14 protein-coding genes are annotated in these 16718 nt (G+C 48.8%); 4 read left to right on the plus strand and 10 right to left on the minus strand.

Features of this window, described 5'->3' with window-relative positions; translation table 11 throughout:
- Positions 1–79: 79 nt before the first annotated feature.
- Both LAT75_RS04555 and LAT75_RS04560 read right to left on the minus strand, forming a co-directional pair.
- Entirely contained in the window at positions 80–1009 is a 930-nt protein-coding gene (locus tag LAT75_RS04555; protein ID WP_291481444.1) for a PhzF family phenazine biosynthesis isomerase, read from the minus strand.
- Positions 1010–1123: 114 nt separating this feature from the next.
- Positions 1124–1948, minus strand: a complete 825-nt coding sequence (locus LAT75_RS04560; protein ID WP_291481445.1) for an FKBP-type peptidyl-prolyl cis-trans isomerase — start codon at positions 1946–1948, stop codon at positions 1124–1126.
- Between the two features lie 254 nt (positions 1949–2202).
- On the opposite strand from LAT75_RS04560, the gene LAT75_RS04565 reads away from it, so the two are divergent.
- Complete coding sequence (locus LAT75_RS04565) at positions 2203–2892, plus strand: ankyrin repeat domain-containing protein (protein ID WP_291481446.1); 690 nt, start codon at positions 2203–2205, stop codon at positions 2890–2892.
- A 48-nt stretch (positions 2893–2940) separates the two neighbouring features.
- Here LAT75_RS04565 and LAT75_RS04570 read toward each other — a convergent pair whose 3' ends face one another.
- The 8 genes from LAT75_RS04570 to LAT75_RS04605 form a co-directional block, all read right to left on the minus strand.
- A complete protein-coding gene (locus LAT75_RS04570; protein WP_291481447.1) occupies positions 2941–3360 on the minus strand; it encodes a DUF2721 domain-containing protein in 420 nt (139 codons plus the stop codon).
- Positions 3361–3369: 9 nt separating this feature from the next.
- Positions 3370–5007, minus strand: coding sequence for a 5'-nucleotidase C-terminal domain-containing protein (locus tag LAT75_RS04575; protein ID WP_291481448.1), 1638 nt, complete (start codon positions 5005–5007; stop codon positions 3370–3372).
- 93 nt (positions 5008–5100) lie between these two features.
- Positions 5101–5277 (minus strand): histone H1, encoded by a 177-nt coding sequence (locus tag LAT75_RS04580; protein ID WP_291481449.1) that lies wholly within the window; start codon positions 5275–5277, stop codon positions 5101–5103.
- A gap of 185 nt (positions 5278–5462) precedes the next feature.
- A complete protein-coding gene (locus LAT75_RS04585; protein ID WP_291481450.1) occupies positions 5463–6086 on the minus strand; it encodes a hypothetical protein in 624 nt (207 codons plus the stop codon).
- A gap of 85 nt (positions 6087–6171) precedes the next feature.
- Positions 6172–6918: a cytidine deaminase gene (locus LAT75_RS04590; protein ID WP_291481451.1), complete on the minus strand. Its 747-nt coding sequence runs from the start codon at positions 6916–6918 to the stop codon at positions 6172–6174.
- Between the two features lie 3 nt (positions 6919–6921).
- Positions 6922–9696 (minus strand): glycoside hydrolase family 3 N-terminal domain-containing protein, encoded by a 2775-nt coding sequence (locus LAT75_RS04595; protein WP_291481452.1) that lies wholly within the window; start codon positions 9694–9696, stop codon positions 6922–6924.
- A gap of 201 nt (positions 9697–9897) precedes the next feature.
- Positions 9898–10818 (minus strand): hypothetical protein, encoded by a 921-nt coding sequence (locus tag LAT75_RS04600; protein ID WP_291481453.1) that lies wholly within the window; start codon positions 10816–10818, stop codon positions 9898–9900.
- Positions 10819–10858: 40 nt separating this feature from the next.
- Positions 10859–13030 carry a penicillin acylase family protein gene (locus LAT75_RS04605; protein WP_291481454.1) on the minus strand — a complete coding sequence of 724 codons (2172 nt, stop codon included), beginning with the start codon at positions 13028–13030 and terminating at the stop codon, positions 10859–10861.
- Positions 13031–13375: 345 nt separating this feature from the next.
- Between LAT75_RS04605 and lysA the strand changes: the two genes are divergently transcribed.
- The 3 genes from lysA to LAT75_RS04620 all read left to right on the plus strand — a co-directional run bounded on the left by lysA (position 13376) and on the right by LAT75_RS04620 (position 16666).
- Entirely contained in the window at positions 13376–14626 is a 1251-nt protein-coding gene (gene lysA / locus LAT75_RS04610) for a diaminopimelate decarboxylase (RefSeq protein ID WP_291481455.1), read from the plus strand.
- An 86-nt stretch (positions 14627–14712) separates the two neighbouring features.
- On the plus strand, positions 14713–15564 hold the full coding sequence (locus LAT75_RS04615) for a 3-hydroxybutyryl-CoA dehydrogenase (protein ID WP_363320519.1): 852 nt from the start codon (positions 14713–14715) through the stop codon (positions 15562–15564).
- Positions 15565–15661: 97 nt separating this feature from the next.
- Positions 15662–16666: a GntG family PLP-dependent aldolase gene (locus LAT75_RS04620; protein WP_291481457.1), complete on the plus strand. Its 1005-nt coding sequence runs from the start codon at positions 15662–15664 to the stop codon at positions 16664–16666.
- Positions 16667–16718 lie beyond the last annotated feature (52 nt).

The following is a 16718-nucleotide window of genomic DNA, read 5'->3' on the forward strand; positions in this document are numbered from 1 at the left end:
CTGATGTGCTGCATCGGAGCGGACTTTTCTGTTTCAGGGGGATGGATGAGGAAGCCGGAACTCGGCTCATGTGTTCATACTATAGTTTTTCGGCAATGTTGAGGTGCGTGCGGATGGAGCCTTCGAGAACTGTCACGGCCTGACCCGCAATCTGAAGCATGGTAACCTCATTATCTTTCACAGCCATGTTCACCGTAACGTAGCCGGGGCGGTTCATCAGGTAGCCCTGATATCCTTTGAAGGAAAAGAACTTCTTGTTACGGTCAACAAGGTTGTTGTGCCACAGAAAAACGGCCATTGGTCCGTTGGCGGAACCGGTTACCGGATCTTCCTGAACGCCGAGTGAGGGCGCAAAAAAGCGCATGTGCCAATCGATGTCGTATTCCCCCGTATCGGTAGTTACAACGGCAAAACCTGTAATAGCATGGCGCTCGTTGATCTTGCGCATCAGCATAAGGTTAGGCTCAATGGTTTTCAGGCTCTCATACGAAGCGAGGGGGATGAAGCAGTAGCCATCCTGCGTAATTTGCGGCTTCACCTTTTTGCTCAGCTCAACTTCGGCTACACCGATGGCTGCACAAAGCAGGGAGTAGTCATCCGGAAAGGGGAAAAACTTCGGAATGGGCAGGCCCATTTTGATATAGGGCTGCAGGTCTTTCCATTCCACATCAACAGCGAGCACACCGGAGCGGGTTTCGACATTGAAGCTTTGGGGTTCATCAACGGTTAAGCCGAACAGGCCTTCTTCTGCAAGGGCATGGAAAGCAGCTATGGTAGCGTGCCCGCAAAGGTCAACTTCACGGGTGGGCGTGAACCAGCGCAGGCGAAGATCGCAGCTTTCAGAAGTTGGCTTGAGCACGAAAGCGGTCTCAGATACAGCCATTTCGCTGGCAATCCGCTGCATGTCGGTAGAAGAAAGGTGGTCGGCATTTGTTACAACACCGGCCGGATTTCCGGCAAAAGGTTTCCGGGTGAAAGCATCGATTTGTTTAATGGGTATGCTGCTCATAATCGGGTGTGGTGGAAAAAGAGGATGAAAATAATCAGCGGGAGGATTTAGCTGCCAGAACAAAATAACTGCAGGCTGCCGTCTTCTCAGGCAGCCTGCAGTTAAGAATCGAAATCAGTCAGTCGCTTTATCGACATCAACCACGTTCACATTGAAAACGAGGGTTGAGTTTGCGGGAATTAAGTCGCCGCGGGCACGGTCGCCGTAACCGAGCTCAGAAGGGATAATGAGCACACGGCGCTCGCCAACGCGCATGCCCTGCAGGCCTTCGTCCCAGCCTTGGATTACCATGCCTACGCCAACTACAATGCTCAGCGGCTGTCCGCGCATGGCGGATGAATCAAACATAGTGCCATCGGTAAGGAAACCATCATAGTGAACAAAAGCGCGGTCATTTACTTCAACAAGTTCGCCGGTGCCTTCTTCGATGATTACGTACTGAAGGCCGCTTGGAGTAGTTACAACATCCGATTCATTGTACTCCCAAACACCGTCGGGCATTTTGAAAACTTCAAGCAATTCTACTTCAAAACTAATGGTAGCATTTGGAGGAATTACATTTCCTGCACCACGCTCACCGTAAGCCAGATCAGGAGGAATGGTAAGGTTGCGTTTTCCGCCTTCCCGCATTCCCTCAAGGCCGCGGTCCCAGCCCGGGATAACCTGACCGGCACCGAGCTGAAAGCTGAAAGGCCCGCGGCCCTCGCTGCTGTCAAATACAGTACCATCTTCGAGAAAGCCGGTGTAATTTACACTCAGAATGTCATCCTGCCGTACCTGAACACCTTCACCGGTAACAATATCTTCAACGATAAGCCCTTCAGGAAAAACCGGCTGAAATTCTGACTCCCCGTTTCCGTTGTCAGGGCTTTGGCAGGCAACAAAACTGATTGTGAATGCGAACAGGACAAAAAATGCGATTAACTTCGGAAAACTCATAAATTTAATTTTGAATGTTGTTGAAAGAGCGGCAACCTTGTGAGCGAAAATGCAGCTGCGGTTTGTTGCCGGAGGTTGATTGCAGGCAAAAGCTGCGCAGTCAAGATAAGAAGATAAAGGCACTGCAAAAAAACAAAGCGATGGTTCGATAAAAAGGCAAAACCGTATGGAATTTTTCAGAAATGGTATTAGTTTCAGGCAACCCAATTCATTCAAAGCCGCAATTTTTTTTTATTCAGTAAATATATCCATTTATGAGTATTCCAGAACTACATGCATGTGCTGCATCGGGCGATCTTAAGGGTCTGACGCGCTTGTTGAGCGAGGGTGCAGCAATTAATGAGCAGGCTAAAAACGGTTCATCCCCTCTAATTTACGCGGCTGAAAACAACCGGTTTGATGTGGTTCAGGCTCTGATTAAGGCAGGTGCTGATCCCAATATTTCGAATAAAATGGGTGGTACAGCGCTCAACCGGGCTGCCGAAAACGGTAATATTGAGATGATGAAGTATCTGCTGGAAAACGGCGCCCAGGTAGGCCCGCTGGCTCTTATCATAGCTGCGCGCGAGGGGCAGCTGGAAGCTGTTAAACTGCTGCTTAAAGAAGGTGCTGATATCAATGCACGTCAGTCGTGGGGGCAAACTCCTCTCATGCTTGCAGCCAGAGAAGGTCATCTCGCCGTTTGTACCTACCTTGTGCGCCACGGTGCAGATGTTCGCGTTAAAGACAAGAGCGGTAAATCGGCTTTAAGAATGGCCACTGATAATGATCATCCCGAAGTTGGTGCTTACCTGCGCAGGGCTGGTGCAGTTGAGGAAAAGGAAAAGAAAAAACCAGCTGCGCCAGTTGCGCAAGAAGATGACGACGATGATGATGATTCCATTCAGGATGATATAGTTGTAAGCAGCGGTGATGATGAAATATCAGAAGAATCTCTGGATTAACCCTGAGTGCCAATCAGCAGCGTACTTTTCAGAAGCCCGTGCATAAATTTATTGCGCGGGCTTTTCTTTTGGAACGGGGTTGCTTTCAATCAGGCTCAGCTGAAGATTCAGCGCTTCGACGGAGATGTATATTTCCTGAATTGACAATGCCAGTGAATAAAGCAGGAAAAGCAGTGCTGCCCCGAATACATAACTGCCGGCTAAAAGGTAATCCGCAAAAAGAAGGAACATGCAAAAAACGCACAAAAAGAGGCTGAGAACTCCGTGAAGCTGCATAGATTTTATCAGGTTTACACGCTTGCGCAGGTTTACAATCTGCCCGTAGATTAAGTGATCGGGGTTTTCCCGGTATTTTTGCGATAAGCCGCGGATTAGGCCGGAGAGGGTCAGAAACCGGTTGGTGTAGGCCAGCAGTAATAATGAAATGGCCGGAAATAACAGTGCCGGTGTTGTCAGGTCGAGAGACATAGCTGCATATTAGTAAACGATTTGCCAGTATTTACGGGCAACATCCTGTGGGTTGATGTGTCCTTTTTCCAGGAGGTATTGCTCAACCAGAAGTCTTACTGAGGTATCTATAACGCCGACCACTTCTGCACCGGCTATCATGTGGTAGTCGCCTCCGCCTACGGCACGATAGGAGTTGAGTGCAATGGTGAAGCTGTCTGAATCACGTACCGGCCTGCCGTTCACGCGGAGGTTTTCGATGCGTTCACCGGCGGGTTTACGCAGGTTTATCTGGTAGTTGGCCCCGTAAACGACGTCAAAATTGAAGCCGGGTATGTGGCCGGCAGGCTGCGGGAGCGCAGTACCGTCGCCATTGTAGGTTTCATAGTAGCGGGCTGAAAATTCCAGATACTCCCGTAACACAGCCCCGCTTATCCGCAGCTTGAAAAGCGTATTTTCAAAAGGATATACCCTCGCAAGCGACCCACGGTTGATGATGCCGTCTGTAAAAGCTGCATCGGTATGAAATATGGCACTGCCTGAGAGGTCTGCACCTGTTGCTCTTCGCTGAACATATTGTATAAGGTCAGTAATGGCACGGTCTGCAAGGCGGGCATCGGAGCTGCTCCATACAGAATCTGTTGTGGCAATGGCTTTTTGCATGTGGGAGCGCACCAATTCGTGTTCCCCAAGAAACTGCTCATACAAAGCTGTATGCGGTTTTGCGCCTTCAACAGGAAGGGCGATGTTCTTGCCGTAGGCGACCTGTACAGTTCCGGTGGCATCACGGCTAAGCAGCAGCTCTGTATAACCTATGTGCGATGCCCAGCGACCCGGCTGAGTTACAGCTACTCCCTGCGGGTTGGCTTCTGATAAATAAATTAAATCATCGATTAACCGGTGTGTGTGCGACGTAACCATGGCATGAATGCCGGGCACCTCATCTGCAATTGCCCGGCCGAAATGCTCTTCACCCAAAACGTCGGATGTGTAGCTCGTAGAACCTTCAAAGCCTGAGTGAATCACCAGAATAATCACTTCTGCACCGTTTTCCAGCATTTCCGGCACATACCTGCGTGCAGATTCAACCCCGTCTTCAAACCGAAGCCTGCCTTCGAGCCTTGGGCGGTCCCAAATGGCGGAACCCGGAGTTGTAAGGCCAAGTATGCCAATCTTATATCCGTCAACTTCTTTAATCAGCCATGGGGTATAGGCTGCTTGCCCTGTTTCGGAATGTAAGGCGTTGGCTGCCAGAAAGGGAGTATCGGACTGAGACATACGGAAGTGCAGGTGTTCAAGGCCGAAGTTGAACTCATGGTTTCCGACGACAACGGCGCTGAAATCAAGCGCATCAACGACACTCAAAAAAGGGTAGGCCAGGGTGGTATCAACCCTGGCAAAGTATTCAGCAAAGGGGTTGCCCTGAAGCCAGTCGCCGGCGTCTAAAGCAAGGGTGTGCGGGTTTTGCGAGCGAACGGAGTCGATAATGGTGGCAGCTTTTAGAAGGCTGTAGCGCTCTTCAGGCTGATCATTATAGTAATCCCAGGGGAATACATAACCGTGAACATCAGCTGTAGAAAGTAAAACAAGCTTGGTTTCTTTTTCTGAGGTTGAGCATGCCCCTGCAATCAGGGGCAGAAGTAAAAGGAGTAACAGGGAAGGGCGCATAGCTAAAAAGAGGGGACGTGTGTTGGCTTTGAAACAAAAAAAAAGCCACACGCTGAGCTGTGGCTTAGTTTGGATAGGAGAAAAAATGAGTAGTTACTCTTCGTTTTTCTTATCCTGAATATCGATGCGGATTTCCTGAGCAAGTTTTTTCAGGTCCTGAAGCGTTTTACGCGCGCGGGTACCGGCAGTTTTGTTTGACTTGTTGTAGAACTTATCCATGTCCTCTTCGAGAGAATCTACGAGGGCTTTAACTTCGTGAAAACGACTCATTTTGTTGAACTCCGTTTATCTGTTAATTAAGATGAAAGAAACAATGTTGAATGCCTTAGAATCTAATTATATGATTCACGTGAATCAAGACTGAAGGCTAAAAAAAGGGGTTTCGGGCTAATTTACAATAGTTTTTTGTATGCAATTGTTTTTTAAGCGTTTGTGGATAATGTTGTAAAATATAGCTATATCTTTGATGAACGGAGCTTTTTTTGAAAGACTTCTGAAGAGGTCATTTGCGCAGGTTGAAGCAGGTTCAGCGGCATTGATGTTCCCGAAAGTTCTTCCGGAAGTTTTGCCGGTAAAGGATTGTCATCATGCCTGGTAAAAAGTAGTGCCTCGGGATTGTCATTTGAGTCAAATGCACACAGATAGGTGAAGTTCATTTTTTCATGCAGCACCTCTGCAAGCTGTGCCAAGGGAAGGGCAGCTTGCATTCCGTTTTCGTCTTCAATCAGGTTTGAGAGCAGTACATTGGTCTTTGTTCCGAGCTCTTTCAGGAAGTTTGCATTGACCTTTATTTTATTTCCGTCTTTAACTATCGTTTTACGCTGATACCCGTTAATGGCGATCAGCGGGATGCCCTCATCGGCGAAAAGTGCGGTGAGCCTGTGGTTGAGCTCTTTTGTAGCCCTGATTCTCGCAGTTTCGGTGAGCACCCCCGTTTCTGTTATTCGGGATGTGTACTCGCTGTCAGCATGAATCATCATGAAAGAATCGAGTTTAAGACCGGCGAGTGAACGTGCGAGATGTTTGAGGAAAGTACCCTGATCAAGGCGGGTATAATCAAGGATGAAAAGGTATTTCATGCGGCTTTGCTGTGATAGAGATGTATTGCAGGTGGTTAAATTTCCGGTACTGTTACAAAGGTCGGCAACAGCCTTTCGGGATTCATCATTCAGAAAAAGCAGATTGTTGGTTTTTGCCGGATTTCTTACTCAACTCATCGCTTGAAAAATGATAGGGGAGAAGGTCTGTGCAGCCTACTGAAAGCAATTCAGTATGATTTTGGTAAAGATGAATCCGCTGCGATTGTATATGTTCCATCATTACCTGACGGCATGCTCCGCACGGGCTCACGTAGTCGCCCATGGGTGCAGCGATATACATGTTGCCCGTTTCTGACGGGCCATAGCCGGCAGAAATCGCCCTGCTGAGTGCAATCCGCTCGGCACACAGCCCAAGCTCCCAGCCGGTTGTTTCAGCATTTACCCCCGGTATAAATCCGTCATTTACCTGAAGCAAAGCAGCTACCGGAAAAGAGGAGTTGGGAATTACGGCCTTCTTGCAAAGCTCAAGCAGATGGTCGTATCGGATATTTCCCGAAATTTTAACGACCAGATTTTTGGGGCTGAATGTGAAATCAGCATCGGTAATGGTCGTAAAGCCAAAGGTTGTTTCCCAGTAGGATAGAAGTTCCCCTGTATCGGCTTCGTCAGGAAGTATCAGTGTTTCGGGTTTTTCCCCGTCAGCAATGCAGGAAAATACTGCGGCCTGAATACGGCCGATGGTGAGGGGGTAAGAGATGTTTTCTATCCTCACACCGGGATAAAAATGCCCGGATACGGATTGGATTACACAGGCTTGTGGCTTTCCTGAATAGGGGACGTAGCTGAAAGTGCTTAATTTCTTGAAATTCATAAATCAGTCTGTAACATCGGTGATGGCCTCAATCACGGCGTCCATCACCCTCGCTCTCACCTGATTAATGCCGGCGGAAGTTCCTCGCTCCGGATAGGTACGATTGGTAAGAATGATGACGGCAAGATTCCGCTGCGGGTCAACCCAGAGGCTTGTTCCGGTGAACCCCAGATGGCCAAAGGTGTCGTTGCTGCTCAGCTGACCGGCAGTAGTGAAGCCGTTAAGGCTTTTTAAGTCGAATCCCAGAGCCCTTCCCCCGCGGGAAGCTTCTCGGGAGGTAAAGGTACGCATAATTGCGTCCGAAACATATTCACGCCCGCCGTAGCTTCCGTTGTTGAGCAAAAACTGCCCGTAAATGGCCAGGTTTCCGCTTGTGGAAAAAAGCCCTGCATGGCCTGCTATGCCACCCATAAAGTGCGCGCGCTCGTCATGCACATCCCCGCGAATAATGGTGTTTCGCCACTGCCGGTCAACTTCTGTTGGAGGAATCCTGTTTAGCGTCCATCTTCCGCGCCTTCTGGGGTTGAACAGCGTATCCGTCATGCCAATCGGGTAAAAAAACTGCGTGTTTAAAAACCGGTCGAGCGGCATTTCAGTAATCTGTTCAACAATTTCAGCAAGCAGGATGAAGCCAAGGTCGCTGTAGATTACCCCTTCGCCCGGCGGCTGAAGCAGCGGCTCACTGATAACGGCCTGAAGTATGGCCTCCCGGCTCTGAAACTGATCCACATACAAGCGGTAAGCCGGCAGGCCGGAGGTGTGGTTGAGCAGATGCTCTATGGTGATGTCGCCTTTCATGCCTGAGCGGAAGCCCGGGATAAAAGACTGAACGGTTTGATCGAGCCGTAGCCTGCCCTGCTCGGCAAGCATCATTACAGCGGTAGTTGTAGCTACCGGTTTGGTGAGCGAAGCTATATCGTAAATATCAGTGCTGCGTACCGGGCGCCTTTTGTTATAGTCGTGATATCCATAGCCTTCATTCCAGGCTAAAATACCGTTTCGTACAACTGCTACAGTTCCTCCGGGAAAGACAGAGTCCTGAACGGCCCTGTTCATGATTCGGGTGATTTCGTATAGTTTTTCGGTGGAAAGCCCTGCTGCTTCCGGGCGGTCCTGCCTTAAGATAGTTTTAGGAATTTCGATGCCTTCACCACGCACATACAGGCCCGGTATGGATATGGGCAGGCGTCCGGAAACATCGCTTGCTCCGAAAAGGGCTGCAGCTGTTGCTGCAGAATGGCTGCCGAGGGAAGTCCATGATAGTATGTGCACATCAGCATCCGGAATTTCATTAACCACATACGGGCTGGAGAATGAAATAACAACTTTCGGGCGCCCGAGTTGCTGAATGCGCCGTACAAAGCGCTGCTGTTCGCGGTTGAAAGTGATGGGCCTTCCTGTTGTAAGGGGCAGAAACGAGCCTACGATAATCAGGTTGGCTTGTCGGGCAGAAGCTATCGCTTCGTTGAGCTCCTGTTCGGAAGTTCGTTCGTCATACAAATGGAATGAAATATCCGGATGATATTTTGAAAGTTCACTTCTGAATTCGGAACCCACATTTCCCGTACGCCCGCCGGCTATGGCGATAACGGTAATTTTGGGGAACCGGTCGGGCCTTATCGGCAGAATGTCCCGGTTATTGCGCAGCACGGTAATCGATTCGCGTGCTATACGATCGGCCGTAAGCTGGTTTGCACGCGTATTTACAACCCGTGAAATACGGTTGATGTTTACTTCGGCGTTGCGCATAAGCCCGTGATCGATTTTAAGCGCAAGGATGCGAAGCACCGAATCATCGATGCGGCTTTCGGAGATCTCGCCGCGTTGTACGGCCTCCTTAATCTGGAAAATGGCAGTGAGCTCATCCGGGGAAAGCAGCAGCACGTCGGCTCCTGCATTCAACGCGAGAACGGCCGCTTCACCCGGCGCATAATTCGACGCAATGCCCTGCATCTCAAGCCCGTCTGTTACGATGAGGCCGTCGAAGCCGAGTTCATCCCGCAGTAAACCGTGCATTAAACCGGGTTCAAGTGTGGCCGGTCGGTTAATACCCTCGGTAATATTTGGGAAGGCAATGTGCGCCGACATAACACTGCCAACGCCTGCATCAATTACCCGGCGAAAAGGCAGTAGTTCAAGCTGATTGAGGCGCTCGCGGGTGTGCTGCACAACCGGCAGACCGATATGGGAGTCAACGTCGGTATCTCCGTGTCCCGGAAAATGTTTGGCAGTTGCAACAATGCCCTGACTCTGCACTCCCTTTATGAAAGATTCGGCGTACATGCTCACGGTTTCAGGATCTTCGGAAAATGAGCGTACATTAATTACCGGGTTCTCAGGGTTGTTATTGATATCCACAACCGGAGCGTAAATCTGATGAACGCCGATAGCGCGTGCTTCAAGTGCTGTGATGCGTCCTTTTTCAAAGGCATTGTGAGGGTTGCCTGTAGCAGCAATGCCCATAGCGGGCGTGAATCGGGTTGTGCCGGAAATACGCATAGCTGCACCGAATTCCATATCCTGACTGATCCAAAGGGGGATTCTGGACAGCCGCTGCAGTTTGTTATGCAGTACAGCCTGGTTGTAAATCTCCCCGCGGAAAAATATAATACCGCCAACCTGATACTCATTTACCATTCGTGAAAGGTGCAGAAACTCATCCGCATCTTCCGAATAGTAATTGCCTTGTGCCCGAATAACGATAAGCTGAGCAATTTTTTCCTGTAAACTCATGTCCCGAAGCAGGTGCAGGGCCTGTTCCTGTATGTGATTTCTCACATCATCAGTTGAGCCCGTTCCGGAGCTGAGGGCAGTTTCACCTAATGTTGTTGATTGAAGCGGAGTTGACAGTAAGATTAAAATGAAGAAGAAGCTAAAGGTTACACAAAATGGCCTGCACATGAGATTCCGGAAAATGGGATTCGGGGATTGATGAACAATATTGAAGCGTGCTGCCCTTAAGATTAATGCTAAAATGTTCTAAAGGCAAACAACAGGTATGTTGCTGATTTCCTTTTTGGCCAGAAAACCGGCTGTATCCTGATAGCTGCGTTTGATCTGAATATCCGTGTAAGCAGCTGTGAGTTCCTGAATCACCCTTTCCATAAACCAGCTGCTGTTAAATAAGCCGCCGTGCAGTGCAACCTGCTTCAGGCTGCGCTTAACACTAAAAGCTGCCGCGAAAAGGCTTAAAAGGGATTCAATGTGATGTTCTGCAATTTTCCGGCAGCTTGAATGTCCTGTGCTTGCCAGCTGCAGACAGGTTGGGGCGAGTGTGGAAGGGTTGAAATCGGAGCTGTACAGCAGTTTTAAGGCGTCAAGGCGGGTATTCAGGTAGAGGCCGTCTTTTTCCAGTATAGCTTTTACTTCAGGGTCGCGTGTGCCTTTATCCATGCAGCTCATCAGGCAGCTCATAAAATCTTTACCCAGCTGACGCCCGCTTCCGTATTCGTTGAGAGCGGGGCCGAAACCTCCGGCAACTTTTAAAATTCCGTCATGTCCGTACACAAGTACAGATCCGGTTCCGCAAATCAAAACAGCTCTGCCCTCAATTTTGCTGTCAGGGAAATTGGTAACAAATGTGGCTGCAATATCCGACATAACCGTAATTTTTGCGGCCCTGAAGATTCCTTTCAGACTTTGCGTGAGGGCCTGCCTGATTTCAGCCTGTGCGGCACCTGCTATGCCGGCTGTAATGCGTGAGGGCATCGGATAATTTTTTTTCTCACAAATATGACCGATAATCTGCGCGATAAGCCCTGCCGTTTCATCTGCGGGCTTAATCCGTGCCTGCAAAATGGGCCCGACGGCTGAATAGGGTTGATCGTTATAATAAAACACGAAACGGGAACCACTGCCACCGCCGTCAATCCCGATACTGAGTTCGTGTGATGATGTCATATAATAAACAAAAGGGTGAGGTGTAAACGTGCTAACTGTTTCACGTACCAGCAGGTTTTAGCCTTAGCTGTGATCGTGTTTTTGTGGATGGGATGAGTGAGAAGCGTTCGAAGTAGGGCCAGTAGCCCATGCCTGTATCAAACCAGGTTGAAAAAGGGTTATCAGAATGACCCGGGATAAGCATTGAAACATGTTCAGCATTGCCGTTTGGATCTGTGCGGCTTTGAAGCAGTGCTGTAGTGAATGAACTTGTCTGCACGCTGCCGTCACGCAGGTAAACGACGGCAGCGTTCACAAGGTCCTGTTGCCCGAGTATGCTTACATCACGCACGGCTTCGAGGGTGAAGCACGCCCTTTGGCGGAAAAATGCTGATTGCTGCGTATCCCCGCAGAGGGCAAGGTCAGTAAACGTATTCTTGTTTACATTTCCCCAGCGCCAGGCATATGGTTCTGGTCCGAAAATGGACTCCAGCTCAAAAAGAGCTTCCTGAACCCGGCGGGCAAAAAACTGATTGCTCACAGGGGAAGCTCCCTCCCGTGCTGTGAGGTGGGCATTAAGCAGAAAAACGCCGATCTCCGGATCGATCAGGTTTATATTGCGCAAAACGCCAACAACTTCAGGGTCAAGATAAGCTGCAAGGGCATTTTCGGCTGTTTTAAACAGGCTAAGCTCTGTGAGGGTCGCAGCCGTGAGGTACCGGTTGTACTGCCCGTCCCAATTCGACAGGTATTCGGCCGCCATCGAAAGAGATGGTACTGAAGTGTAGCCTGAAAGAATGTTGCTCAGGTTTTGCGCAAATTGAAGCCGGCCTTTATGGGTAACAAGTAATTCCGGATTGCTGAATTCAAGCAGCCGGTTGTATCCAAAAAAAGTCTGCCCCGAAAGGGCATCACTTACCGTGCTCCGGTAACCGGAGAAACGAATCGGGTACTGAGCCTGTAACTGAGGTTGAGTAAGCATGTTTTCATCATTATGGGTATTAATGATGTTGATATGCCTTTGTTCATAAACTTGCAGATTTTCCCGGCCAGATATGCCAATGCCCATGTAATCTCTGAAAATAGCACCGGTTTGTGTGTTAGATCTTTTGAAGGCAAAGCGGCTGCGCTGGTCGGGCAGCATTGTGAAGGAATCCGGGGTTATGTTCAGATGAAAAAGCATACTGCCGCCTTCGGCGGTTCTTACCGAAATACGGGAAGATGGCGCATAATCCTCATTTTGATAAAGGATATCTGTAATGACTTTAGAATTAACCGGATGCCAGCTTTTGTGCTCAGTTGAGCCTGCCCATAATACGGGTGTGCCGGGCAGCGTGAAGGCTCGTATGCCATTTCCGCTAAATGCCGGCCCTGTAAATGCTGCATCATACCAAAAACCTGGTGTGCCCGGCCCTGACTGAAAAGAGAGCAGGCTTGTGACAGTCCCGTCTTCATGCCATTCAGCTATCGACCTTACCGGATCAATCTGCCTTGGAGCATTCAGCAGTACCCTGAGCTGATAATCAGCTGTGAGCAGTTCACTAATCTGTTCAAGAAAGGCCGGACCCGCGTCAATTTCAGCAAATTCTGAGGTAATAGTGCGGCCAAAAAGCAGCGGTACAAGCCCCTGTGGAAGAAGTTTCGATACTTTCAGGTTGGCGAGCTGCTGTTGCCAGTCGGTTTCGAGCAGCCACAGCTGAAGTACAAAAGATGCTGCAACATCTTCAGCGGTCCATCGGGATGCACTGCTACCGCTAATCGTAAACTGCATAGGTAAATTTCTTCCGGCCTGATCAATAAAAGCATTAACACCTGCTGCGTAGCGCTCAAAACGCTGCATATCGGCAGCGGTAAACCCAAAAAAATCCTCAAACCGCTGATTGCCGGTTTCAAGTAGTAAGCGGGTGAGTAAATCAGCCCGCATGAAATCCTTACCGGCATATACCGATTGGGTACCCTGCACTGCGCGCTGCATTTTTTCGAGCTGCCATAGCCGGTCGCGGGCGTGCACGAAACCTAAAGCGGTTTCATAGTCCTCAATCTGCAGCAGCTTAATACTCACCATACCACTTTCAGTACGGTCAAGGCTTAGGGGTTGGTGAAGCGAATGGATGGTAAGGGTGCCGCTTTCAAAGCCCGAAGAACCAAATAATACAGAGCGAACGGTAAGAAAAAGTGATGCAGAAATCAGTACTGCAAGAAAAACCAGAAGTGCCGGTGATGTGAACTTCATAATTTTGAGAGAGAGTAAATGCTGCCGATTTTATCTGTAGAAGGTGCTAAATAAATAAGGTGTACTGCTTCGAAGGCATACCCTTCACAAATCAGGATAAGGTTATTTGTTACGATAGCCCTGAAGTTAGGTAAATCAGTCCGAAATTTTACAAGCTTTAGGGGCTTGCTGCGCGTACTGCACAGCAAGCATGCATTATTGAAAATAATTGAATTGTGAGCGGTGAAAGATAGTTTGAGAGCTTATTTTTGGAATGCCCGGTTTACCTCAGATCGAAGCTCTGAGTTTGCAGGTGCTTTTCACATAAATTTGAAAGTGTAATATAACGAACTGATACGAGGAATTTTGACAAAAATAAGAGAAACTGACACAACAGCATTGCTTCAGGTTGCCCGGCAGCTTGGCACGCCCTGCTACGTTTACAATGAAGCCGTAATTATGAGACAAAGCAGAATTGTGCTTGATACATTTGAAAATCAGCCGGTTAAGTGGCTGTATGCAATAAAAGCCAACGACAACCCGCATATTCTTTCACTCATTCAAAAATCCGGTATTGGCTTTGATACCGTAAGTTTCGAGGAAGTGCTGCTGTGCCGGCATTTTACAGATAATCCCCGGCAGATTTTCTACACTGAAAACAGCATGAGCGATGCTGAAATGGATGCTGCCATACAGATGGGCGTAATTCTCAATATTGGTTCATTAAAACGACTTGAACGCTTTTGCCGGCACCCTGAAGCGACTGAATGCTGCGTGCGAATTAATCCGGCAATTGGCGACGGGCATCACGCACGGGTAAACACCGGCGACTCCGAAAGTAAATTCGGAATCCGGATCGGGCAGATTGAAGAAGCAGTAGCACTGGCCAAAAAATACGGCAAACGCATTATCGGTTTGCACGCTCATATTGGCAGCGGTATTAAAGAACCCGAAAACCTGATTGCAGCCATGAAAGTGTTAATAGAGCTCTCAAAGGAGTTTTCTGACCTTACCTTCATAAACTTTGGCGGCGGAATGCCGACCCCTTACCGGAGTTCGGAGAAACCTTTTGATATGGCGCATTTCGGCAGGCTTGCCTCTGCGCTTTTTGAAGCTGACCTGAAAGGCCGGCCGGAGGGCTTTCACTATTTGTTTGAGCCCGGCCGCTGGTTTGTAGCTGAAGCCGGGTTTTTACTCACGAAGGTGCAAACCATCAAAGATCAGCTCGAAACACGTTATCTTGGCACTGATACGGGTATGCATCACCTGATGCGCCCCATTATTTATGATGCCTGGCATGATGTGGTAAACCTCACCAAAATTGAGCACACGCCAGATCAGCTCTACACAATTTCGGGTAACATATGCGAAAGCGGCGATATTCTGGCCTTCGACCGGCTGCTTCCAGAGGCCGAAATGGATGATGTGCTCGCGTTTTGCGATGCCGGAGCCTACGGTATGACGATGGCTTCACAATATAACCGGCGGGCGCTGCCGGCTGAAGCACTGCTTAAAACCGACGGCACGTTTCAAATAATCAGACCTGCGCAAACGGCAGAAGAAACGGTTGCCGAATTTTTGGATAAATGCAGGTTTACAACTACCATCAATAGCTGATTCATCCTAAGCTCCGCAGGCTGGCGGAGTGGTTCATGTACTGTTATATCAACTGAAACAATCCTTAAATCATAAAATGTATGAGCATTCAGAAAATTGTAGTTATTGGCGGCGGAACCATGGGCAACGGTATTGCGCATGTTGCTGCACAATCCGGCTTTAACGTAACCCTGGTGGATATCAGCGCTCCTGTACTTGAGCGTGCTTTAGGCACCATCACAAAAAACCTCACCCGAATGGTTGCCAAAGAAAAGATTACAGAAGCCGGCAAAGACGCTGCGCTCGGGCGGCTTACTACATCAACCGATCTTGAAACCGCTGCTGCTGAGGCTGATCTGGTGATCGAAGCTGTAAACGAGAATTTCGACCTGAAAAAAAAGATTTTCAGCACACTCGATGCGGTTACCCCCCCGGAAACCATTCTTGCATCTAATACTTCATCCATATCCATCACAAAACTTGCAGGGGTAACAAAACGCCCGGATAAGGTTATTGGCATGCACTTCTTTAACCCTGTTCCGGTCATGAAACTGGTTGAAGTTGTTCGCGGGCTTGAAACGAGCGACGAGGTGAACAGTACAATCGAGAAGCTATCCCGCGATTTCGGGAAAGTTCCGGTTCCTGTAAATGACTCACCGGGCTTTGTTTCAAATCGGGTACTTATGCCCATGATTAATGAAGCGATATTTTGTGTATATGAGGGAGTTGGTACCCCCGAGCATGTGGATGAGGTAATGAAGCTCGGAATGGCGCACCCGATGGGGCCGCTGCGTCTTGCCGATTTTATTGGTCTTGATGTCTGCCTCGATATCCTCAACGTGCTTTACGACGGCTTCAGAGACCCAAAATACCGGCCGTGTCCGCTGCTGGTTAAAATGGTAGATGCCGGCAAGCTGGGAGATAAAACCGGATCTGGTTTTTATTCCTTCAAAAAATAAAAATTAACTGCATCTCATAAAGCCGCTGCTTCAAAAGAAGCAGCGGCTTTAATTTTTAACCGCTATTATTTCAACATTAAACTCAAAAAAAATGGCTATGATTGATTTGCGAAGTGATACCGTAACCCGGCCAACACCGGAAATGCTTCAGGCTATGATAAACGCCCCCGTCGGGGATGATGTGTTCGGTGAGGACCCAACCGTAAACGCTTTTGAAGAAAGAGTCGCAGCCATGTTTGGGCAACAGGCGGGTCTGTTTGTGCCAAGCGGTGTGATGGGTAATCAGATTTGTCTGTATGAGCTTACCAATCCCGGTGATGAGATTATACTTGATAACAAAGCTCACATATTTAATTATGAAGCCTCAACCGCTGCCTGGCTTTCGTCGGTTCAGCTTCGCCCTCTTCAAGGGAAAAACGGAATTCTTGATCCTGAAGCGGTAGAAGCGGCTGTTCGCACAAAAAACGACTGGGACCCGCATACGCGCGTAATTGCTGTTGAAAACACTACAAATAAAGGAGGAGGGGCTGTGTATTCGATGCCGGTACTAAAAACACTGCGCGAAATTGCGGACAGACACGGCCTTTTTCTGCACCTCGATGGTGCCCGAATCTGGAATGCTCTGGCAGAAAACCCGTACAGCGCAGCCGAAATCGGATCACTTTTCGATACCATTTCAGTTTGTTTCAGTAAAGGGCTTGGCGCTCCGGTTGGCTCGATGGTTCTCTCAACGGCAGAGCGCATCCGTTCAGCCCGGCGCACCCGGAAAATGCTCGGCGGAGGTATGCGGCAGACCGGTCTGCTGGCGGCAGCCGCCGCTTACGCGCTGGATCATCATTTTGATAAGCTGAAAACAGACAACGAAAGGGCACGAAAACTGGCGCATGTAATTCAGAAAAAAGGCCGTTATGCGGCTGATCCGGAAAACGTATTTACGAATATCCTGCTTTTCGATACACCGGGGCCGGCTGAGCAAACCCTCAGTGAACTTGCACAGGCTGGCATAAGTATGACGGCTTTTGGCCCGCAAACCATTAGGGCTGTATTCCACTTTCAGATTACAGATGATGAGTTTACACAAGTATGTGATTTTTTTAAATGAATCAGTATTTTCAGTTAGTAAAAAATACTTGCAGTATTCGTAGTATATTTTT

Source organism: Cyclonatronum sp., assembly GCF_022565315.1.
Taxonomy (GTDB): Bacteria; Bacteroidota; Rhodothermia; order Balneolales; family Cyclonatronaceae; genus Cyclonatronum.

Coding starts and splice junctions, on each gene's coding strand:
- LAT75_RS04555 (WP_291481444.1), bottom strand. CDS start 1,009: ATGAGCAGCATACCCATTAAACAAATCGATGCTTTCACCCGGAAACCT.
- LAT75_RS04560 (WP_291481445.1), bottom strand. CDS start 1,948: ATGAGTTTTCCGAAGTTAATCGCATTTTTTGTCCTGTTCGCATTCACA.
- LAT75_RS04565 (WP_291481446.1), top strand. CDS start 2,203: ATGAGTATTCCAGAACTACATGCATGTGCTGCATCGGGCGATCTTAAG.
- LAT75_RS04570 (WP_291481447.1), bottom strand. CDS start 3,360: ATGTCTCTCGACCTGACAACACCGGCACTGTTATTTCCGGCCATTTCA.
- LAT75_RS04575 (WP_291481448.1), bottom strand. CDS start 5,007: ATGCGCCCTTCCCTGTTACTCCTTTTACTTCTGCCCCTGATTGCAGGG.
- LAT75_RS04580 (WP_291481449.1), bottom strand. CDS start 5,277: ATGAGTCGTTTTCACGAAGTTAAAGCCCTCGTAGATTCTCTCGAAGAG.
- LAT75_RS04585 (WP_291481450.1), bottom strand. CDS start 6,086: ATGAAATACCTTTTCATCCTTGATTATACCCGCCTTGATCAGGGTACT.
- LAT75_RS04590 (WP_291481451.1), bottom strand. CDS start 6,918: ATGAATTTCAAGAAATTAAGCACTTTCAGCTACGTCCCCTATTCAGGA.
- LAT75_RS04600 (WP_291481453.1), bottom strand. CDS start 10,818: ATGACATCATCACACGAACTCAGTATCGGGATTGACGGCGGTGGCAGT.
- LAT75_RS04605 (WP_291481454.1), bottom strand. CDS start 13,030: ATGAAGTTCACATCACCGGCACTTCTGGTTTTTCTTGCAGTACTGATT.
- LAT75_RS04620 (WP_291481457.1), top strand. CDS start 15,662: ATGATTGATTTGCGAAGTGATACCGTAACCCGGCCAACACCGGAAATG.